This window comes from Salinibacterium sp. SWN1162 (genome assembly GCF_015864675.1).
Taxonomy (GTDB): domain Bacteria; phylum Actinomycetota; class Actinomycetes; order Actinomycetales; family Microbacteriaceae; genus Rhodoglobus.
On record NZ_JADYWT010000001.1, the window covers coordinates 560,505 to 579,805 of the forward strand.

Consider the following 19,301-nt stretch of genomic DNA (forward strand, 5'->3'; position numbering starts at 1 on the left):
AATCACTCGATTGTTTGAATGGGTATCGTGGCTGGGGCTCGCCGTAGCCGTACTGATTGCGCTCGTCGCGGTCGTCATTGGCATCGGAGTGATCTCGCTCGTTGTGCGGGGAATCTCGCGCGTTCGCCCCGGGGTCTACCAAACCCTCGCTCAAACGCGTCAGCGCTTACGAGTGCTGATGGCCTTGCTTGCCGTGTGGGCAGCGATTTCGATCACGCTCCCGGTCGCAGACCTTCGCGACGTCATCGATACGGTTTTCCTCATCGCGGTCATCGCGGCCGGTGGCTGGCTGCTGATCGCGATCATCAACCTGCTGCTCAATCGCACTCTCGCTCGCTACCCGACCGATGTTCCCGACAATCGGGCCGCGCGCCGGGTGCGCACCCAAGTTCTCCTAATCCGCCGCGTTCTTGCCGCCGTGATCGTTATCGTCACGATCGGTGCCATTCTTCTCACTCTCCCCGGTGCCGAAGCCCTCGGTGCGAGTGTTCTCGCCTCCGCCGGCCTTGTTTCCGTCGTTGCCGGTATCGCCGCGCAGTCGGCGCTCGCCAACGTATTCGCGGGAATGCAGCTCGCCTTCAGCGACGCCATCCGAGTGGATGACGTCGTGATTGCCGATGGCGAGTGGGGCCGTATCGAAGAGATCACCCTCACTTACATCGTCGTCAGTATCTGGGATCAGCGTCGCCTCGTGCTGCCCTCCACCTACTTCACGACCACGCCATTCCAGAACTGGACGCGTAACGCCACCGAACTGCTCGGCGAAGTGAACTTCGACCTCGACTGGCGCGTCAACATCGACCAGATGCGCGAGCGCCTCAGCAAGGTCGTCGAGCGCACTGAACTGTGGGACGGCCGCACCGCCAACATCCAAGTCGTGGATGCCAAAGGTGGCTTCGTGCGGGTTCGCGTACTGATCAGCGCTGCCGACTCCGGTGCGCTCTGGGATCTGCGCACTCACGTTCGCGAAGAAATGGTGACCTGGTTGCAGGCCAAGAACCCCGCGGCGCTTCCCCGCACGCGCGTCCTCATGGTCGAGAACGAAGCTGCAGTGCGCACCAAATCGTCGGCAGCGCCTCAGAACCGCGGCCTCTTCAGCGGTAGCGCCGAAGCGGATGCTCGCCGTCAAGAATTCACCGGCGCCATCCCGGTGCAAGATAATGTTCCCGAGAACATGCCCACTGAAGGGCCAGACCACGCGCCAGATCGCGCCCCTACAAAGGACTAATACGTATGCCGTCCGTCGACAGCGTTGTCTCCGATCGCATCCTCAGCGCACGCAGTTGGGGCCTTGTTCCTGCAGCGCTATTGAGCGGCTCGGCCGTACTGATGTTCTCGCTCCGACTGCCGCTGCTCGGTTACGTCGTCGTGGCAGTCGCGCTCGCCGCGGCCTGGTTCACGGATAGCCGCAAGCTCACTGAAGGGCTCGCGAAGGACCTGTTGCTGATTGCGGTCGGCATGATCATCGTCTCGACGGTGTCGGTCGAAGCTGACATCAGCTGGGGCAACTTCTTCCTGCTCGGGTTCGTGCTGGCCGCGGCGGTAGCCGTGCCGTATGCCATCTCGCGCTTCGTGTTCAAGGATCGCCTCATCCGCTTTCCGTGGCGGGGCGGCTGGCCGTGGAACCGAGTTCAGTGGGGCTACCTGTTTCTCGTGCTCTTTCTCGGCTGGCTCATTCTGCCGTTCTACTTCATCACGAGTGGGGTCTATCTCAACTGGCCCATCGTCACGACGCCCGATGAGATTGGGCGCCTGTTCGTCGGCGTGAACGCCGTGGGGACGTGGGATGAGCTCTTCTTCATCCTCACCGTCTTCGTGCTCTTTCGCCGTCACTTCCCGGTGTGGCAGGCGAACCTGCTGCAGATGGTGATCTTCGTGGCGTTCCTGTGGGAACTCGGTTACCAGTCGTGGGGCCCGCTGCTCACGATCCCGTTCGCACTCTTGCAGGGCTGGATCTACTCGACCACGAAGTCGCTCGTCTACGTGCTGAGCGTGCACCTACTGTTTGACGCGGTCGTGTTCCTCGTCATCGTGCATGCGCGCAACCCGGGTGTCATCCCGTTCTTCTTGCTGTAGCGGATGCGCGGCGAGCCCACCTCGGGGAAGCGCCGCAGCCGTGCCGCGAGGTTACTCTTTGCCGCCGGGAGGACCCGCGATGAGAAGCACAACGTAGAGCAGAATGACGGCGCCAGCGATGAGGGCCACCAAGATGTACGGGTGATTCAAGAACCAGCGCATCGTGCGGTCGATCCAGCCGGCATCCCGCGGATGATCGGATGCTTCTTTGCGCCAGTCGCCCTTCAGACGTCCTGAGCGTGCAAGCCACAACTCCACCGGAATCGTCGCGTACGGAATGACAGCGCTACCGATCGTGAGAACGGCGGTGCCGACGCTCCAACGCTGGTTCACAGTCAACAACACGGCCGTGGCACCGTAAGCCAGGAAGACGAAACCGTGAATGGCCCCACCGATCGACACCGCGACATCCAGCCCCGCCGTAGCGCGCAGGATGAGGCCGGTGATCAGCAGCGTCCAGGTGACCGCCTCAGCGAAAGCAAGAACGCGGAATAGTGACTTGGGCGTCGCAAACATGGGCTGAACTTTCAGTATTAGGCGTTGGCCATCAGCGAGCTGATCGCGCTCGTGAAGAACGTGAGGCCGTCGGTGCCTGAACGCATCGCTACGCGGGTGTCTGGGCCAAAGCCTTCTTCGGTCGCGTGCTCGGGATGAGGCATAAGGCCCACAACGTTGCCGCGCGCATTCGAGATGCCGGCAATGTCATTCGCCGACCCGTTGGGGTTGACCTCGAGGTAGCGGAACACGACCTGGTTTTCACCCTCGAGACGATCGAGCGTTTCTTGGTCAGCAATGTAGCCGCCCTCACCGTTCTTCAACGGGATGATGATCTCTTCGTCTTCTTTGAAGCCGTTGCTCCACGCCGTGTCGACATTTTCGACGCGTAGCTTCTGGTCGCGGCAGACAAAGTCTCCGTGGTCGTTGCGCACGAGGCCGCCGGGAAGCAGGTGGGATTCCACCAAAATCTGGAAGCCGTTGCAGATGCCCAGAACGGGCATTCCGCCATTCGCTGCCGCGATGACTTCGCTCATGATGGGCGAGTGCGCTGCGATAGCGCCGGCACGGAGGTAGTCGCCGTAGCTGAAACCGCCGGGCAGAACGATGGCATCCACGTTCTTGAGGTCGTGGTCACCGTGCCATAGGGCTACCGGCTCACCCCCACCCAGCTTGACCGCACGCTGAGCGTCACGGTCGTCGAGCGAACCCGGAAAGGTGATGACTCCGACGCGCACTATGCGCCCTGAGCGTCGTCGGCAGGGCGAGCCTCGCCAACGTAAATGACGTCTTCGATCACCGTGTTGGCGAGAAGATCGTTCGCGATCTCGCGGGCCTCAGCCAGCAGCTCATCAGTGATGGGGCCGTCAACGGTGAGCTCAAAACGCTTACCGATGCGCACCGCGCTGAACTCGCTCTTGTCAAGACGGACGAGGGCGCCGGCTACGGCCTTGCCCTGAGGATCGAGGATTTCAGCCTTGGGCATTACCTCGACGACGATTGTTGGCACCGAATCACTCCATGATTTCGCGCGGGAAGATGCCCTCAGTCTAGCGGAGCGCAGCGGTGCGATGGACTCTGCTCTGAGTTGCTCCGAAGTCGGGGCAACTGCCCCGTGCGATCACACCGCGGCCCGAGCATCCGGCCCAGCCTCAAGCCGAACTTCCGCCCGAACAACGGTCCACGGTACGCAAATCACACGTGAGGATGGCTAGAATTTTGGTGGTCTGTGGGAGCATGTAACGGGGGCGCAGGGGTGTCTTCCGAGATCGTCTAACGAAAGGCCGCTGTATGGAGCTTCGCGACTACATACGCATTTTGCGCAAAAGCTGGCTACTGATCGTGGTGCTGATGCTGGTGGGGGTCGCTAGTTCCGCGACGTTCTCCATCCTTCAGACTCCGAAATACAGTGCATCCTCGAAGGTTTTCGTCTCCACGGCGAGCGATGGAGGGTCTGTTTCTGACCTTCAGCAAGGTAACTCGTTCACCGTGCAGCGGGTCAAAACTTATTCACAGTTGGCGATCACGCCCATCGTGCTTCAACCCGTCATTGACAGCCTCAACTTGGATACCGAAGTCGATGCCCTCGCTGCGAATGTCTCGGTGTCCGCCGTTCTCGATTCCGCCGTTCTCGAAGTTTCCGTGGTCGACGCCGACCCGGCGAAGGCTGCTGAAATCGCCAACGGCATCGCAGAGAGCTTGACGACCGTTGTGCAACTCATCGAAACCCCCGAAACCGAGGGTGCCGTGAGCCCGGTGAAGCTCACAACGGTGCAAATCGCTGAAGCGCCGTCGGCCCCAGTGAGCCCACGCGTTCCCCTCAATATCGCCCTCGGGTTCCTTGTGGGACTCGCTCTCGGTGTCGGAATCGCAGTTCTTCGCGAGGTCCTAGATACCCGCGTTCGCAACGAGCGGGACCTTGAACTCATCTCTGATGCGCCCATCATCGGCGGAATCGCTTATGACCCCAAGGCGGCAGAACGTCCCCTGATCGTGCAGTCCGACCCGCGCAGTCCTCGAGCGGAATCGTTCCGCACGCTTCGCACCAACCTGTCGTTCATCGACTTCGGTGAGCGTGACCGCGCCTTCGTGATCACGAGTTCGGTAGCTTCAGAGGGCAAGAGCACCACCGCGGCGAACCTTGCAATCTCGCTCTCGGATAGTGGTGTGCGTGTTCTCCTCGTCGATGCTGACCTGCGCAGGCCAAAGGTTGGCGAATACATGGGGCTCGAAGGTGCAGTGGGCCTTACTGACGTGCTCATCGGTAAAGCAGACCTTAAAGATGTGATGCAGCCGTGGGGCCGCAACAAACTGTTCGTGCTCCCCGCTGGACGAATCCCGCCGAACCCCAGCGAACTTCTTGGCTCCATAGCGATGGCCAAGCTGATCGAGGTATTCAATAGGGAATTCGACTACGTCATTTTCGATGCGCCTCCACTATTGCCCGTTACAGACGCGGCGATCCTCGCAAAACGCGTCGGCGGAGCGATTTTGGTGATCGCGGCCGGAAAAACTCACAAGGGCCAAGTGCAGGGTGCCGTAGCGGCGCTCGCGAACGTCGATGCGCCGATCTCCGGACTGGTACTGACGATGCTCCCGACGAAGGGCCCCGACGCTTACGGCTACGGGCACTATGGCCATTCCTATGGCTACGGGTACGAAATAGACGAAGCCAAAAAATAGCTCATGACTGACATCAGCGACTTTTCCTTCGACATGCTCGAGCCCGGCGCTCGGCTTGGTGAGTCAGCGTCCACCGAGGTTGATCCGAGTCACACCTTCACGATCCTCTCGGTCTGCACGGGAAATATTTGCCGGTCACCGTTAGCGCAGCAGTTGCTCGCTGTTCGGCTCGCAGCAGCAGGGGTCGAGGCAACAGTGTTGAGCGCCGGCACCTCAGCGCTGGTCGGTCGTTCGATGCCCGAACCTGCTGCAGAGCTGTCGGTCACCTACGGAGGCACGCCCGCTGGGCATCGTGCTCGTCAAATTGACGAAAACCTCATCGAGCATGCGGATCTTGTGCTCACTGCCGCGCGCGAGCACCGCGCCGACGTCGTGCAGCAATCGGTGCGCGCACTTCGCTATTGCTTCACGCTCAGACAATTTGCTCGGATAGCTTCCGCTCTCACTGATGATGATTTTGCTTCCATCGATTCTCCACAGGCGCTCGTCGCAGTGGTCGCGGCGCAGAGAGGCTTCGTGCCGCCTCCCGAGAATCCTGACGATGATGACGTAGTCGACCCGTATCGGCAGTCGCAGGATGTGTACGACGAGTCGGGAACGGTGATTGATCAGGCTGTGACCCAGATCGTTGCGGCATTCGTTCGCGCGATGAAGGGGCGGGTGACCCCTCATGACGTCTAGTCTTCCGGAGCGTGAGAAGCCTCGCCCGTCGACACGATCATGGCGCAGCAGGTTGCGGCGCAATTGGCGAACCTTGGCGATCGTCGGCGTATCGATTTTCTTGATCGCGGACATCATCCTGGTCGTTGTCGCCCTCGGGGTAAACGACAACGATGACACCGCTCCTTCTAGTGCGCCCACCTACGTAATTGACGCTCCGGCCAGCCCCGCCGCGACTCCGACATCAACGCCGACGGCCACCACCCCCGCTATTGCTGCCGCCCCTCGGGTTTTTGCCGCAGCAAATGGTACGAGCGCGTGGCGTGCAAACGCGGCCGTGTGCAGCGATGCACCCGCCGTGTTTGAACGCAGTGACGACGGCGGTGAGACCTTTTCGAGCGTCGATCTCGAAGCTTTTGACATCAGACAAGTGCTGGCTATTCGGGCTGACAGCGAAAGCGTCGTAACGATTGTCGCGGCCGTCGGAGATGGGTGCGAAGTCAGCGAGTTCCGCAGCTTTACAGCGGGTGCCTTCTGGGCCGACTACGAGGCCGGAGATGGCGCCGCCGCTTTCATCGACTCGGCAGAGCCCGCGACCGTGCAGTTTCCCGACCGCGATGTCGCTGCTCCGTGTGCTCCGCTGCAGCTCGCTGAGGGAGATTCTGTCGCAGTGCTGTGCACCAATCAGGTGCACGTTCTAGATGCCGACGACGGCTGGCGCGAAGTTAGCATTCCCGGTGCGCTGGCAATCGCGGCCAATGACTCCGGCTTTGTCATCGCCGCCGCTGGCGGAGAGGACTGTGCCGGAATCTCAATCTTGTCTCTCGAAGCGAGCTCGGCCGAGGCGCAAAAGGTTGGCTGTTTCACGGCGGAAAGTGCGCCGCAGGCAGTCTCGATCGCCCAAGCCGGTGACGCTGTGTGGCTCTGGTCTGGTTCTAGCGTCTCGGTGTCTACCGATGCCGGAGCTACGTGGTAATCACCGCGCGGTAAGCGCTAGCGCGCACACGCGCTGGTGGTAAGACAGACTGTACCCATGGACATCGACCGCGCCGTGCAATCCCGCATCGTCCGCACGCTCGTTGCGGGGCAAGTGCTCGCCGGGCTGGGCCTCGGAGCAACTGTTGCAGTGGGGGCGATTTTGGCCGCCGATCTTGGCGGCGAGGCGCTCTCGGGTGCGGCGGCGACATCCAGCACGCTCGGTGCTGCGCTCGTCTCTATTCCTCTGGCGCGGTTGGCGGCTCGCTGGGGTCGTCGCCCCGCGTTGGCGCTCGGGGCTGGCGTTGCCGCCGCGGGCTCGTTGATCACTGTCATTGCTGTCGGTGCCGGATTCTTCCCACTCCTGATTCTGGGGTTTGCGATGCTGGGCGTCGGCACGGCGGTTGGCCTTCAGGCGCGCTTTGCTGCGACGGATGTTGCGGCTCCCCAGCACCGGGGGCGTGACCTCTCACTCGTGGTCTGGTCGACAACGATTGGCGCTGTCGCCGGCCCGAACCTCGTAGGTCCTGGTGAAGCGATAGCGCAATGGCTGTCGCTGCCGACCAATACGGGCTCATTCGTTTTCGCGATTGCGGCGCAACTCGGCGCTGTCGCGCTCTACCTCGTGGCGCTGCGCCCCGATCCTCTCGTTCTGGCTGGCAATAAACCTGTCGAGCCGGCAGCTGCCGCGGATGCCGGAATCGTCCGCGGTCGTGGCCCATTGGTTTTCGCGATTGCCGCCATCGCGATCAGCCACGCGGTCATGGTGTCGATCATGGCGATGACACCCGTGCACTTGCTCCATCACGGAGCGAGCCTCACGATCATCGGCTTCACCATCAGCTTGCACATTGCCGGAATGTACTCGCTGTCGCCGGTCTTCGGTTGGGCGAGTGACCGTTTCGGTCGCATCCCGACAATCCTTATCGGGCAGGCGCTCTTTGCGGCATCCGTGCTGGTCGTTGCTTTGGGTGAGCTCAGCAATACGGCCGTCACCGTGGGTCTCGTCTTGCTCGGTCTCGGCTGGAGCGCCTCTACGGTCGCTGGTTCGGCACTCGTTGCTGACCTCTCGACGGGAGCGATGCGGCTACGCATTCAGGGTCGAAGTGACACCATCATGAGCCTTGCCGGGGCGGTGGGCGGTGGTTTCGCCGGTCCCATCCTGATCATGATCGGCTACGCCGGGCTCGCCTGGGGAGCTGGCGTACTGGTGCTCGTTGTTACCGCGGCAGCGCTCGTGGTGTGGCGAGCCAAGCCCGCCACACCATCCGCACCGCGTGATGCTACTTCTGAAGTACAGCCTGCAGGTCAAACGTCAGAGTGATGTTCTCGCCAAGGAGAACACCACCGGTTTCGAGCGCAGCGTTGTAGTTGATACCGAACTCGGTGCGGTTGATGACGGTGGTGGCGCTTGCCGCGGCAACAGTCTGGCCGTATGGGTTGGTGGCGATGCCGCCAAATTCGCCCTTCAGCGTGACGGGCTTGGTAACGCCACGAAGTGTGAGGTCACCTTCAATGGTGAGGTCGTCGCCGTCGATGTCCATCGAAGTCGAGGTGAACGTGGCGGTGGGGAACTCCTCCACGTTGAAGAAGTCGTTGGTGCGCAGGTGGCCGTCGCGGTCAGGCTGGTTGGTGTTGATCGTTGCCATGTCGATGGTGGCGGTGATCGAGTTCTCGGCAGGCACTTCTGAGGTGACGATGGTGCCCGAAAAACCGTCGAAGGTTCCGCGAACCTTGCTGATCATGAGGTGCTTGACCGTGAACGCAACGGTGGAGTGCGTGGGATCGAGCTGCCAGGTTCCGATAGCGAAGTTGGTGTGGGTGTCAAGAGAAGTAGTCATGCCTACGGAGAACTGTGACCGGTGTCTTCTTATTCCACGATTCGGTCATCAATTCTCGGTAGGCTCGCACTATGGACACCACGGGACTCGACGAATTTCTTGAGCAGAGCGACTTCTCGGGCACGGTGCTGATCAAACGCGGCAATGCCACCATTTACGAGGCTGTCGCAGGTAAAGCCAGCCAGCGTTGGGACGTGCCGAACACGGCTGACACCCGCTTCGATTCCAGCTCGATTACCAAACTCTTCACGAGCGTGGCCGCCCTGCAGCAGGTCTCGAAGAATGACCTCGACCTCGAGACATCCATTCACCATTATGTTGACCTCGCCGACACCGAGATCGACCCCGCCGTCACGCTGTTGCACGTGCTCACTCACACGAGCGGCATTGCGGATGACGTGGATGAAGAAGAGGGCGAAAGCTACGCCGATCTGTGGGCAGAGTTCCCCACCTACACAATTCTTGAGCCCGCCGACCAGCTCCCCACCTTTGTGAATAAGGAGTCGCTTGCGGAGCCCGGCGTCGAATGCGTTTACACCAACGCGGGCTATGTTCTCGCGGGCTTGGCGCTCGAGAAGGTCACCAAGACCGACTACCGCCAGTACATTTTCGATGAAGTTTTCGAGCCGGCCGGCATGGTCGACTCTGGCTTCTATGACCGTCGGGATGCCGCTCCGCGCGTTGCCGAGGGCTGGGACTACCTCGACGGCCGCTGGGTTTCCAACATCTACAGCGCCCCGCCCATTGGCCTGCCCGATGGTGGAGCTCACGTGACGGCCGCCGACCTCATTCGCTTCATTCAGGCGGTGCGCAACGGCGAGCTGCTCGACACCGAGTTCACGGAAGAGTTTCTCACTCCGCAAGTTCAGTACGACGACGAGACCTGGTACGGCTTCGGGCTCGAGTTCGACATGAACGAAGACGGCACCGTGCGCAGCTACTTCGCCGACGGTGTGAGCCCCGGCGCCTCCGGAATCGTGCGCCACTACCTCGAGGCGGGTCTCGACGTTGTGGTGCTCTCCAACTCCGAAGAGGGCGCGTGGCCGGTCATCCGCGAACTCGACGAACGCCTCGGCGGCTAATGAGCGCACCGGCAGCACCCAGCGCGAGCGGTTCTCGGTTGTCGGATGTCGCGAAGCAGCGTGTGGTTGATGTCGAGAACTGGCGCTCAGGTGCCTGTCCCTTTCTCCCGAGGGGTGCTACTTTTGGTGCTAACGAATAATTCCTCGCCTTTGTCAATGTGGCTTGGCGCTGAGAATGGATCGTCCGTGACCGAGGAGGATGCCCTCCAACCGCACGCGTGAATTCCGGCGAAGGGGTCGAGGCAATGGTTGATGGCGGGAGCATTCCGCTTGACTCTGTCTCACGAGAAATCGTGGTTCGTGTTCAGCGTTTGGTCAAGCGCTATGGCGACGATGTTACCGCGGTCGACGGGGTCAGTCTCGAAGTCGCGCGCGGTGAGATTGTCGGTTTGCTAGGCCCCAACGGGGCGGGCAAGACAACAACAATCGAGTGCATCGTCGGGCTGCGTCGGCCGACTGAGGGATCTATTTCTGTTCTTGGAGTAGACCCCGCGAGAGTACGCGACGTAATTACGTCCCGCATTGCGGTGCAGCCCCAGTCTGCAAGCCTCCTTGAGTTCCAGACAGTGCGTGAAACCGTGGAACTGTTCGCGTCTTTCCATCCCAGCCCGCTTTCTGTCGAGAGTGTTCTTGCTGATACCGGCTTGAGCGATCTTGCGAAGCGGAGGGTGAAAAAGCTCTCGGGAGGTGAAAGGCGGCGGCTGTTGCTCGCGGTAGCGCTCGTGGGCGACCCCGAGTTGTTGGTGCTTGATGAGCCTTCGGCGGGCCTCGACCCGTCCGCTCGCCAGTCGCTCTGGGCGCTCATTGAATCGCTCAAAGCGCGCGGCAAGACTGTACTTTTGTCGACCCATCACATGGATGAAGCGACCAAACTGTGCGATCGAGTCGTCATCATCGTTAAAGGCCGTGTAGCCGCTGAGGGCACTCCAAGCGAACTGGTGCGACGACACTCCAGCGTGAGCTACGTCGAATTCACCGTGCAGGAGACTGCGAGTTCCGAAGACTTGGAAAGCATCGTGGGGAGCCCCTACAAACGTCACCAGGTTCTTGGTGGAGCGAGGATAGCGGCGGAAACCACCGACCCGGATGGTCTCATTCGACGCGCAACTTTCAACGTGCGTGTGCAGTCGCGCGATTTTGCTGTGCGCTCCAGCTCGCTCGAAGATGTCTTCCTCGACATCGCCGTAAACGGAGGCCCGCATGTTGGCAACTGATCGTTTTCAGGGCTCAGCCTTTGCGGAGCTGTCTAAGGCGAGCACTCGGGAACTTTTTCGGAATGTAAAAGTCGTCCTTAGCCTCTCGGCACTATTCTTCTTTTTCTTGCTACTCACGATCGCGATCAATGTGATGGTCAACGACGGGCCCCAACCAGTTGTCGCCGTCGTTGCTGACAACTCTTACGGTGCAGATCTTGTGACGGAACTCACGCAGCGAGGGATCGAGGCCGAGGAGGTGGCGGAAGCTGCCGCGCCGGTGGAAGGCGGGTATACCGCCATAGTTCGATTCGCGAATGGTGAAGCAACGGTTACCCTCGCCGCTAAGGGGACGCCGGCGTGGATCGAGCTCGCAGATGCGGTGCACGATGGGGGGATCCCGAGTGCAGACATCCGAGTGATGGATGCCAACGGTTTCGAATCGATCGACTTTCTCCGGCAGAACTTGGCAACCGTTCTTGTGATGGGTTTTTTGGGGCTTGCTCTGCTCGGAACTGCGGTGCCCTTGGTCACGATGAGAAGACAAGGCACTCTCCGCCTATTCGGCACCACGCCTGTGCGACGGCTCACATTCCTTGTCGCGCAGACTCCCGTTCAGTTCGGATTGGGCGTGTTGCAGAGCGGAATCGTAATCGGGATCGCGGCCGCCAGCGGCTACATCGAATCGTTCAATGGCGTCAGGCTATTCGTCACGCTCCTCCTGGGGCTCGCGATGTTCTTCGCGTTCGGATATCTCTTAGCGGCACGCTCGAAAAACCCTGAAGTAGTGCAACAGTTGGCTGGAGTTTTGCCCATCTTCATCGCGCTGTCGTCGGGCATAATGTTTCCGTTGCAGTCGCTGCCAGAGGTGTTTCAGCAGCTTCCGAAGTTTCTCCCGACGACCTGGTTTATGCAGGCCGTCAGTGCAGATATCGCCGGCGCTCAACCGTTCGTGAGCGTCTATATTTTGTGGGCGATGATGGCGGCGACCGCTGCGCTTATGGCTGTGATTGGGGCGCGCTTGTTCCGCTGGGACCAGGGCGATCTGTGACGACCGCAGCCTGAAGCCTGCTGCAGCAGCAGCACGGCTGGCTTGCTAGCCAGCTAGCGCGCTACGGCGCGGTGCTCACCCGAATCTGGTTGGCCCAGGGGTCATCGAAGCTGAGGGTCTGGCCATCGTGACGCAGCGGGATGCCGTGGTGCGTCATCCGTTCGCCTAATGCTCCGAGGTCGTCGGCGCTCGGCACCGTGATGTCGATTTGAGCGAGTCCGAGTGCAGGCAGGCGCGGACCAGCGCCGCTCGAGTTCCACGTGTTCATGGCCATGTGGTGGTGGTAACCGCCGGCGCTCACGAACACGGCGCTGCCGGGAATCTCGGTGGTGGCGGCGAAGCCGAGTTGGTTCACGTAGAAGTCGCGCGCGGTGGTGACGTCGCCGACCTGCAAGTGCACATGACCGACGCGGGCGCCCCCAATCGCGGGTTGCTCGACGGCGGCCTCGGTGAGGTTTGCTTGCAAGAATGCGTTGGGGTCGAGAAAGAGCGTGGCCATCTCGACGGCGCCGTGAGTCCAACTCCACTGGGTGCGATCGCGATCCCAATACAGTTCGACGCCGTTGCCCTCGGGGTCGGTGAAGTAGAAGGCCTTGCTCACGAGGTGGTCGGCGCTGCCCGTGAAGGTTTTCGGGTAGCGAGTGGCCACCGAATAGACGGATGCCGCCAGCGGCTCTTCGGTATCGAACAGGATGGCAGTGTGGAACAGCCCGGCATCGCGCGGGCTCGCATGCTTGAGCGCGGGCGAGTGCTTGAGGATCACGACGGGCGTGGTGCCGCGACCGAGAACGACCGTGTCAGGAGACTCGCTGAGCACAGTGAGGGCCACGGCATCCCGGTAGTACGTGGTGAGCGCGTCGAGGTTCGCGACGCTGAGCGTCACGGCGCCCATGGCGGTGTCGGCGGCAAGGAGGTCGTTCATGATGGCTACAACCTTGCCGCCAACGGCGCTATTCCGAAAGCCGCCCTGTGGCGGGCTGTCGAGACGAACGTGGAGAGCGCGCGAGCCTAAGCGGCGGCGCTTACGCCCTTGAGGTCAGCGAACGCGCGCAGCCCAGCAGCCAAGCGAGCAACGCCCTCCTGGAAGATCTCGTCGCGGCCGTTCGAGCCGTACATCACGCGGATGTAGCCTTCGCCGGCCGATCCGAACCAGTTGCCCGGCGAGACACCGAGCTGCTGAGTGTCGACGAGGTGTTTGACGACTTCGAGCGAGGTGCCGAGCTCGGCGATGTTCACCCAGTGGTAGAAGCCACCAGCCGGCATGGACGCGCCAACACCGGGGATGCCCTGGAGTGCATCGTAGATGTCGTGGCGACGCTTGTTGTAGATCGTGAACCACTCGTCGGTGTACGCAGGGTTCTCGTAGGCCGCAGCAACACCGTACTGAGCGAAGGTGTTCGTGGGGCCCACATAGTTGAAGGTCGCGATCTTGAGCATCGGCATGATCTCGGCCGGGGCGACGAGATAACCCACGCGGAAGCCGGTGAGACCGAGGTCCTTCGAGGTTCCGAAAACAGTGAGGGTGCGCTCACGCATTCCCGGCAGAGTGGCAAAGTTCACGTACTCCGCTCCGTCGTAGATCTGGCGCTCGAAGTCTTGGTCGACGATGACGCCGAGGTCGAACTCTTCTGCCAGCGCTGCGAGCTCCAACAGGTTTTCGCGCGTGTAGACGGTGCCGGTGGGGTTGTTCGGGTTCGTGATCACGATGGCGCGGGTGCGCTCCGTGATGCGCGAGCGGAATTCATCCATCCGCAAGGCGAAGCCATCTTCTTCGTAGGTCGGAACCTCAACGCAGACCGCGCCCATCTGGTGAACGTCGTTGATGTTCTCGGCGAATCCGGGGTTCGTTACGAGAACTTCATCGCCCTGGCCGGGGCGGATGCAGATGCGAATTGAGAGGAACAGTGTGAAGGCCGAGCTGGGTCCCACCATCAGTTCGGTTTCGGGATCGATCTCCATGCCGTTAAAGTCGCGCAACTTGTTGACGAGCGCGGTCTTGAGGCGAGGTTCTGCGTAGCCGTTATCGAGCGAGTAATGGGTCTTGCCCTCGTCGAGCGCCTGCTTGGTGGCATCGATGACGTGGTCGGGCAGGCACTTGTCGGGCGCGAACGGGTCCGCACCCATCATCATGATTCGACGCTCAGGATCAAGCCCGGCGTAGAGGGAAAAGTCGGGAGCGGCGAGGTCTCGCCACGAATCATCGATGCGCACGGGGCTACTTTCTGTTGGGGTGGTTAGTCGTCGAGATCGAGATCGAGGATGTGGGTGAGCGGCGATGTGTCGTCGACGCGGCCAAGACTGATCATGGCTTCCACGCGCTGAAGACCGGCGACGGCCCCGAGTTTCTCGAGCAGCAGCGACTGCAATTCAGCATGATCTTTCAGCCGGAAGCGGGCCATCATGTCGTAGGTGCCGCTCAGAATCAGGATCTCCGTGAGAGAGGGAATCGCTTGCAGAGCCTCAATGACCGTCAGCATCTTGGCATCCGACGTGATCTTGATCGGGATCACGACGAGCATCGGGCGGCCCATAGCCGACCAGTCCATCTCGATGCTGCGGCGGCGGATGACACCCGTGCGTTCGAGGCGGGCGACACGCTCGCCGACGCTGGGCGCCGACATCCCGACCAGCGTGCCGAGGCTGCGCAGCGAGACACTGGCGTCTTCGTGCAGGTGACGGATCAACTGAAGGTCAATCGTGTCGAGTTCGACCTTCGGGGTGCTCTGCTCGAGCAGATCAATGATCTTCGAAGCCTCAGTGGCGGCTGCCGGATCAGTCATTGTTCGCGAACCCGTTGGCCTCGAGGTTATTGAGCAGGTCGAGCGTGAACTGGATGTGGGTGAGGTAGTCCTCGAGGTAGCCGTGTTCGTTGTAGCCGTGCATGTTTCCCTCCGGTCGCAGCGTTCCGGTGGGCGAAATCAGGGGAGCCCCCAGATGCTCCAGGAAGAATGCTCCCGGTCCGGAACCCGTCATCACATCGTAGACGACCGGTTCTGCCTCGAAGGCTTTGGCGGCAGCGTCAAGAACGGAGACGGCGAATGGAGTGTCTACCGGCGAGAACGCGGGCTGCATCGTACGGATGAGCTCGACTTGAATGTCGGGGGCGGTGTCGCCCAGGAACGACTTCACGGTCTCGAAGCAGGCGTGCGGGTCCATGCCGGGAACGAGCCCGAAGCGAACTTTCGCGGTGCCCTTCGCTGGAACGCTGTGGCTGACGCTCGGGTCTATGTCGAAGCCGGAGAGGCTCATCGACGGGGTGAAGATGAAACGTTCCTTCAGTTCTGCGGCTGGCAGATCCTTCAGGGGGTTGACGCCCGGCAGGCTGATGGCGTCGCCGGGGAGCGAGAGCTCTTGCGTGCGCGCCTTGGCCGCGGCATCCGGTCGCAACGCCGAATCCGTGAAACCGGGAACGGCGATGAGGCCGTCCTCCGTCGTGAGAGACGTGATCGCTCGCATCAACTCGAGCGGTGCGGAACGCAGAATCTGCGAATACGAGGGGTGCTGATTGGAGGCCAGGATGTTCAGGCTCAGGCTGATCTCCATGCCGCCACGGCATCCGAAGCCGACTGCGGGGCGACCGTCGTCTTCACGAAGGTAGCTCTCCCACAGCACGGCATCGGAGCTGAGGCGTTCGGAGTTCTCGGCCAACACGGTTTCGAGGCCGGGGCTACCGATCTCTTCACACGGGTCGGCGAGGTAGATCATGCTGTACGGCAAGCCGTCCGGGTGATCCTCAATGAACAGCTCGAGCGCGCGTAGGCGGCTCGTGACATCGGCCTTGTCGTCGCAGGCACCGCGGGCCCACATGGCACCGTCGCGGATTTCTGACTCGAAGGGGCCGGAGATCCACTGGTCGAGGTCGCCGACAGGCTGCACGTCGTAGTGGTTGTAGAGCATGAGCGTTTTGTCGCTCGCTCCGGGGAAGTAGGCGACGACGACCGGCCCGTATTCCGGAATCTCGATGCGCTCGACGCGCTCGCTGAGCCGGCGAAGCTTCTGCTCCAGCCAGTCAGCGGCAGCTTCGATGGCAACGCGATCGCTCGCCACAGAAGGAAAGCGACAGAATTCCTGCCATTCGCGGATGCTCTGCTCACGCTCGGCATCAATACGGGGGTCGCGCACGATTAGACTCCTCGGGAAATGGCGACGGGGGTGAGCTCGTACGGGTAGTCCGTGATGAGCTCGGCGCCGTCTTCGGTGACGAGAACGATGTCTTCGAGGCGAACTCCGCCGAAGCCCTGGCGATAGCAGCCGGGCTCGATGGCGATGACGTCACCGGCAACCAGCACGGCGTCGTTCTGGCCAAGGCCGGGAGCTTCGTGAACTTCGAGGCCGATTCCGTGGCCGAGGCTGTGGAAGTAGCCCTCGTTGAGAACCTCACCCGGCTTCTTGGTGAGCTGCGTGGGGTAACCGGCGTTGCTGATCGGCTCGCACGAGATGCGGTGCAGCTCGGCGACCGGAAGACCGGGGCGGATGGCGGCGAGCGTGTTGTCGAACGCTTCCTTCACGATGCGCCAGTACGTCTCGAGCTCTTCGTTGATCTCGCCCTTGACGAAGGTGCGGGTCATGTCAGAGTTTCCCCCGGACTCAGTGTCGCGGGGGCAGATGTCAACGGTGACGGGCTCGCCCTCGAAGATCTGGCCCGAGCCAGCGTGGTGGCCGATGCAGGTCTGCTCGCCGTGAGCCACGATGAGGCCCGCGTCTTCGCAACCATTGCGCAAGAAGGCGGCGCGGATGCCCGTCTTCAAGTCTTCACACGTGAGGGGCTTGCCGTCGATGAGCAGTCCGCCATCGGCGCCAACCGTTGCGGCTTCCATCTGGGTGGCGACGTGGGCAACGCCCGCTTCGGCGGCGATCTGCGCGCGGCGCATGCCGGCAAGCTCGGCCGGCGACTTCACGCGGCGGCGCATCTCGAAGAGGTCGTTGTCGACGTTGAGTTCGATGCCGGCTTCGCGCAGGTGGTCGGCAACGCCGAGGGGGAAGGTGGAAGGAACGCTGGCGCTCTTCACTCCGGTGCGGAGGCACGCCTCGACCAAGCAGTTGAGTTCGGCGAGGTCGGGGCCCTGGCCGGAGGCGCGGAAGTCGTCGAAGCCGAGTTCCTCAAGCGGGAACACGGTCATGTTCTCGACGTCCCGCATCCGAGCTGCTTCGAGCGACTTGATGGCGGTGTACCGCTTGCCATCAACCTCGATGTAGAGGAACGGGTCGTGGACCTCGTGGGTGATTACGTGTCGCATGTCTGCGGACATCGTGCTCGAAAACATGAGGACTGGTGCGCTCGTCATCGTCTCTACTTTCTTAGTTGCTCAGTGCGGCAGGATGCCGTCATGGCGAAACCTTACGGCATCCCTGTAAACACAATGATAGGTCATGTGTCCGTTTTGTAAACTTTTGTAAGGCTTGAGTGCGCCTCAACCTAACAACGAGGTAACATTGTGGCACTTCGCTTTAGGTCGCGGATTTCGAGGCCTAAAGTAAGTCCAACGCCCGGCGCGGCCCACAGCTCGCACCGTAGGCGCTCATTGCACAGGAGGAAGCATGAAGGCATCACGTTTCGGGCTGGGCGCTGTTGCGCTCGCCTCGGCGGTCTCGCTCACTCTCGCCGGCTGCGCTAGCAGCGACGGCGGAGATTCGGGTGACGTCAACCAGACCATCACCACCAACGGAAGCGAGCCCCTAGGCCCGCTCATCACCACCGGAACCACTGAAGTAGGTGGCGGCAAGATTCTGACCTCCATCTACGCGGGGTTGGTTTCGTATGCAGCCGATGGCAGCATCCAGAACGACGTCGCTGACTCGATCGAGTCAGAAGATGGCCAGAACTGGACCGTCACGCTCAAAGACGGCTGGACCTTCACCAACGGTGAAGCAGTCACCGCTCAGTCGTTCGTTGACGCCTGGACCTACGGGGCAACCTTTAGCAACGCTCAGTCGTCGTCGTACTTCTTCGATGACATCGAAGGCTTCAGCTACGAAGAAGACTCCGAACTCACTGGACTCTCGGTTGTCGACGACCTCACGTTCGACGTGACTCTCGTTGCCCCCGAGGCCGACTGGCCTCTGCGACTCGGCTACACGGCGTTCATGCCCCTGCCGACGATCGCTTTCGAGGACATGGAAGCCTACGGCGAGAACCCCGTCGGTAACGGTCCGTACATGATGGATGGCGACGACGCGTGGGAGCACGATGTGCAGATTGCGCTCGTCACCAATCCTGACTACGACGGAACGCGCACACCCGCTAACGGCGGCGTGACCTTCAAGTTCTACACTTCGCAGGATGCGGCTTACGCCGATGTTCTGGGTGGAAACCTTGACGTTCTCGATGCTGTTCCCGACAGTGCCTTCGGCATTTTCGAGGACGAGTTCGGCGACCGCGCTATCAACCAGCCGGCAGCCATCTTCCAGGCCTTCAACATTCCTTACTACCTCGATCACTTCAGTGGCGAGGAAGGAAAGCTGCGTCGTGCTGCTATCTCCATGTCGATCGACCGTACTGAGATCACCGACGTAATCTTCCAGGGAACCCGCACGCCGGCAACCGACTTCACGTCGCCCGTAGTCGACGGTTACTCGAGCGATCTTGCCGGTGCTGAAGTTCTCGACTTCAACCCGGAAGAAGCTCAGAAGCTCTGGGCTGAAGCGGACGCGATTTCACCCTTCGGTGACAGCACGTTCGACATCGCTTACAACGCAGACGGTGGCCACCAAGGCTGGGTTGATGCAGTAGCGAACAGCATCAAGAACACGCTCGGCATTGAAGCGATCGGCAAGTCGTACCCCGACTTCAAGTCGTCGCTCGAAGACCGTGTTGCTGGCACGTTGACCGGTGCAACCCGCGCCGGCTGGCAAGCCGACTACCCGTCGCTCTACAACTTCCTCGCACCGCTGTACCAGACCGGTGCTGGCTCGAACTATGAGGGCTACACCAGCGCTGAGTTCGATGGACTCCTGAAGGAGGGTGCCGCAGCTCAGACCGTTGATGACGCGACCGCTCTCTACCAGGACGCTCAGGAAGTTCTGCTGAACGACCTCCCCAGCATCCCGCTGTGGTACTCCAACGCCACTGGCGTCTCGGCGGACACCGTCGAGAACGTTCAGTTCGGTTGGGATTCAGTTCCGCTGTACTACGAGGTCACCAAGGGCTAATAGCTCTCGCGTGAACTAAACCAGGGATCGAGCCCGGGTCGACTTCGGTCGGCCCGGGCTTTCTGTTGTGCGGATGCACTGCACTGCACTGAGCGGT

19 protein-coding genes are annotated in these 19,301 nt (G+C 61.4%); 10 read left to right on the forward strand and 9 right to left on the reverse strand.

All coding sequences use genetic code 11. The features are described from left to right. Positions 1–10 precede the first annotated feature (10 nt). Positions 11–1,228, forward strand: a complete 1,218-nt coding sequence (locus I6E58_RS02570; RefSeq protein WP_197130056.1) for a mechanosensitive ion channel family protein — start codon at positions 11–13, stop codon at positions 1,226–1,228. Between the two features lie 5 nt (positions 1,229–1,233). Next, entirely contained in the window at positions 1,234–2,076 is an 843-nt protein-coding gene (locus I6E58_RS02575) for a type II CAAX prenyl endopeptidase Rce1 family protein (RefSeq protein WP_197130060.1), read from the forward strand. 51 nt (positions 2,077–2,127) lie between these two features. Here I6E58_RS02575 and I6E58_RS02580 read toward each other — a convergent pair whose 3' ends face one another. The 3 genes from I6E58_RS02580 to purS are packed head-to-tail and all read right to left on the reverse strand — an operon-like array spanning position 2,128 to position 3,580. Beyond that, positions 2,128–2,592 (reverse strand): DUF3817 domain-containing protein, encoded by a 465-nt coding sequence (locus tag I6E58_RS02580; protein ID WP_197130063.1) that lies wholly within the window; start codon positions 2,590–2,592, stop codon positions 2,128–2,130. Positions 2,593–2,609: 17 nt separating this feature from the next. Continuing rightward, positions 2,610–3,308: a phosphoribosylformylglycinamidine synthase subunit PurQ gene (gene purQ / locus I6E58_RS02585; RefSeq protein ID WP_197130065.1), complete on the reverse strand. Its 699-nt coding sequence runs from the start codon at positions 3,306–3,308 to the stop codon at positions 2,610–2,612. Then, positions 3,308–3,580 carry a phosphoribosylformylglycinamidine synthase subunit PurS gene (gene purS / locus I6E58_RS02590; RefSeq protein WP_197130067.1) on the reverse strand — a complete coding sequence of 91 codons (273 nt, stop codon included), beginning with the start codon at positions 3,578–3,580 and terminating at the stop codon, positions 3,308–3,310. Before purS ends, purQ begins: the two co-directional genes overlap by 1 nt. Positions 3,581–3,861: 281 nt before the next feature. Between purS and I6E58_RS02595 the strand changes: the two genes are divergently transcribed. The 4 genes from I6E58_RS02595 to I6E58_RS02610 are packed head-to-tail and all read left to right on the forward strand — an operon-like array spanning position 3,862 to position 8,212. Then, a complete protein-coding gene (locus tag I6E58_RS02595; protein WP_197130070.1) occupies positions 3,862–5,253 on the forward strand; it encodes a polysaccharide biosynthesis tyrosine autokinase in 1,392 nt (463 codons plus the stop codon). Positions 5,254–5,256: 3 nt separating this feature from the next. Continuing rightward, positions 5,257–5,934, forward strand: a complete 678-nt coding sequence (locus I6E58_RS02600) for a low molecular weight phosphatase family protein (protein WP_197130072.1) — start codon at positions 5,257–5,259, stop codon at positions 5,932–5,934. Beyond that, positions 5,924–6,889: a hypothetical protein gene (locus tag I6E58_RS02605; protein WP_197130075.1), complete on the forward strand. Its 966-nt coding sequence runs from the start codon at positions 5,924–5,926 to the stop codon at positions 6,887–6,889. The genes I6E58_RS02600 and I6E58_RS02605 overlap by 11 nt, the downstream gene beginning before the upstream one ends. Before the next feature lie 57 nt (positions 6,890–6,946). Next, entirely contained in the window at positions 6,947–8,212 is a 1,266-nt protein-coding gene (locus I6E58_RS02610) for an MFS transporter (protein ID WP_231595125.1), read from the forward strand. Here I6E58_RS02610 and I6E58_RS02615 read toward each other — a convergent pair. Then, on the reverse strand, positions 8,172–8,729 hold the full coding sequence (locus I6E58_RS02615; RefSeq protein ID WP_197130078.1) for a YceI family protein: 558 nt from the start codon (positions 8,727–8,729) through the stop codon (positions 8,172–8,174). The two genes, I6E58_RS02610 and I6E58_RS02615, sit on opposite strands and share 41 nt — an antisense overlap. A 71-nt stretch (positions 8,730–8,800) precedes the next feature. On the opposite strand from I6E58_RS02615, the gene I6E58_RS02620 reads away from it, so the two are divergent. The 3 genes from I6E58_RS02620 (at position 8,801) to I6E58_RS02630 (ending at position 12,055) form a co-directional block, all read left to right on the forward strand. Next, entirely contained in the window at positions 8,801–9,811 is a 1,011-nt protein-coding gene (locus I6E58_RS02620) for a serine hydrolase (RefSeq protein WP_197130080.1), read from the forward strand. 245 nt (positions 9,812–10,056) lie between these two features. Continuing rightward, the gene (locus I6E58_RS02625) at positions 10,057–11,025 is read left to right on the forward strand and encodes an ABC transporter ATP-binding protein (protein WP_197130083.1); all 969 of its coding nucleotides are present in this window, start codon (positions 10,057–10,059) and stop codon (positions 11,023–11,025) included. After that, positions 11,012–12,055 (forward strand): ABC transporter permease, encoded by a 1,044-nt coding sequence (locus I6E58_RS02630; protein WP_197130086.1) that lies wholly within the window; start codon positions 11,012–11,014, stop codon positions 12,053–12,055. The genes I6E58_RS02625 and I6E58_RS02630 overlap by 14 nt, the downstream gene beginning before the upstream one ends. A gap of 61 nt (positions 12,056–12,116) precedes the next feature. On the opposite strand, the gene I6E58_RS02635 is transcribed toward I6E58_RS02630, so the two are convergent. The 5 genes from I6E58_RS02635 to I6E58_RS02655 all read right to left on the reverse strand — a co-directional run bounded on the left by I6E58_RS02635 (position 12,117) and on the right by I6E58_RS02655 (position 17,340). Continuing rightward, a complete protein-coding gene (locus tag I6E58_RS02635) occupies positions 12,117–12,977 on the reverse strand; it encodes a VOC family protein (RefSeq protein ID WP_197130088.1) in 861 nt (286 codons plus the stop codon). A gap of 86 nt (positions 12,978–13,063) precedes the next feature. Continuing rightward, positions 13,064–14,266 carry a pyridoxal phosphate-dependent aminotransferase gene (locus I6E58_RS02640; protein ID WP_197130091.1) on the reverse strand — a complete coding sequence of 401 codons (1,203 nt, stop codon included), beginning with the start codon at positions 14,264–14,266 and terminating at the stop codon, positions 13,064–13,066. A 23-nt stretch (positions 14,267–14,289) separates the two neighbouring features. Next, positions 14,290–14,835, reverse strand: a complete 546-nt coding sequence (locus I6E58_RS02645; RefSeq protein ID WP_197130093.1) for an Lrp/AsnC family transcriptional regulator — start codon at positions 14,833–14,835, stop codon at positions 14,290–14,292. Next, positions 14,828–16,177, reverse strand: coding sequence for a M20/M25/M40 family metallo-hydrolase (locus I6E58_RS02650; RefSeq protein ID WP_197130095.1), 1,350 nt, complete (start codon positions 16,175–16,177; stop codon positions 14,828–14,830). Before I6E58_RS02650 ends, I6E58_RS02645 begins: the two co-directional genes overlap by 8 nt. A gap of 2 nt (positions 16,178–16,179) precedes the next feature. Continuing rightward, positions 16,180–17,340, reverse strand: a complete 1,161-nt coding sequence (locus I6E58_RS02655) for a Xaa-Pro peptidase family protein (protein ID WP_197130097.1) — start codon at positions 17,338–17,340, stop codon at positions 16,180–16,182. A gap of 253 nt (positions 17,341–17,593) precedes the next feature. Here I6E58_RS02655 and I6E58_RS02660 point away from each other — a divergent pair, with 253 nt between their 5' ends. Next, positions 17,594–19,204: an ABC transporter substrate-binding protein gene (locus I6E58_RS02660; protein ID WP_197130099.1), complete on the forward strand. Its 1,611-nt coding sequence runs from the start codon at positions 17,594–17,596 to the stop codon at positions 19,202–19,204. Positions 19,205–19,301 lie beyond the last annotated feature (97 nt).

What these genes read in the sequence shown, in the direction of transcription:
- I6E58_RS02575 (WP_197130060.1), top strand. Translation starts at nt 1,234, where the DNA reads ATGCCGTCCGTCGACAGCGTTGTCTCCGATCGCATCCTCAGCGCACGC.
- I6E58_RS02580 (WP_197130063.1), bottom strand. Translation starts at nt 2,592, where the DNA reads ATGTTTGCGACGCCCAAGTCACTATTCCGCGTTCTTGCTTTCGCTGAG.
- I6E58_RS02595 (WP_197130070.1), top strand. Translation starts at nt 3,862, where the DNA reads ATGGAGCTTCGCGACTACATACGCATTTTGCGCAAAAGCTGGCTACTG.
- I6E58_RS02600 (WP_197130072.1), top strand. Translation starts at nt 5,257, where the DNA reads ATGACTGACATCAGCGACTTTTCCTTCGACATGCTCGAGCCCGGCGCT.
- I6E58_RS02605 (WP_197130075.1), top strand. Translation starts at nt 5,924, where the DNA reads ATGACGTCTAGTCTTCCGGAGCGTGAGAAGCCTCGCCCGTCGACACGA.
- I6E58_RS02610 (WP_231595125.1), top strand. Translation starts at nt 6,947, where the DNA reads ATGGACATCGACCGCGCCGTGCAATCCCGCATCGTCCGCACGCTCGTT.
- I6E58_RS02615 (WP_197130078.1), bottom strand. Translation starts at nt 8,729, where the DNA reads ATGACTACTTCTCTTGACACCCACACCAACTTCGCTATCGGAACCTGG.
- I6E58_RS02620 (WP_197130080.1), top strand. Translation starts at nt 8,801, where the DNA reads ATGGACACCACGGGACTCGACGAATTTCTTGAGCAGAGCGACTTCTCG.
- I6E58_RS02625 (WP_197130083.1), top strand. Translation starts at nt 10,057, where the DNA reads ATGGTTGATGGCGGGAGCATTCCGCTTGACTCTGTCTCACGAGAAATC.
- I6E58_RS02630 (WP_197130086.1), top strand. Translation starts at nt 11,012, where the DNA reads ATGTTGGCAACTGATCGTTTTCAGGGCTCAGCCTTTGCGGAGCTGTCT.
- I6E58_RS02635 (WP_197130088.1), bottom strand. Translation starts at nt 12,977, where the DNA reads ATGAACGACCTCCTTGCCGCCGACACCGCCATGGGCGCCGTGACGCTC.
- I6E58_RS02645 (WP_197130093.1), bottom strand. Translation starts at nt 14,835, where the DNA reads ATGACTGATCCGGCAGCCGCCACTGAGGCTTCGAAGATCATTGATCTG.
- I6E58_RS02655 (WP_197130097.1), bottom strand. Translation starts at nt 17,340, where the DNA reads ATGACGAGCGCACCAGTCCTCATGTTTTCGAGCACGATGTCCGCAGAC.
- I6E58_RS02660 (WP_197130099.1), top strand. Translation starts at nt 17,594, where the DNA reads ATGAAGGCATCACGTTTCGGGCTGGGCGCTGTTGCGCTCGCCTCGGCG.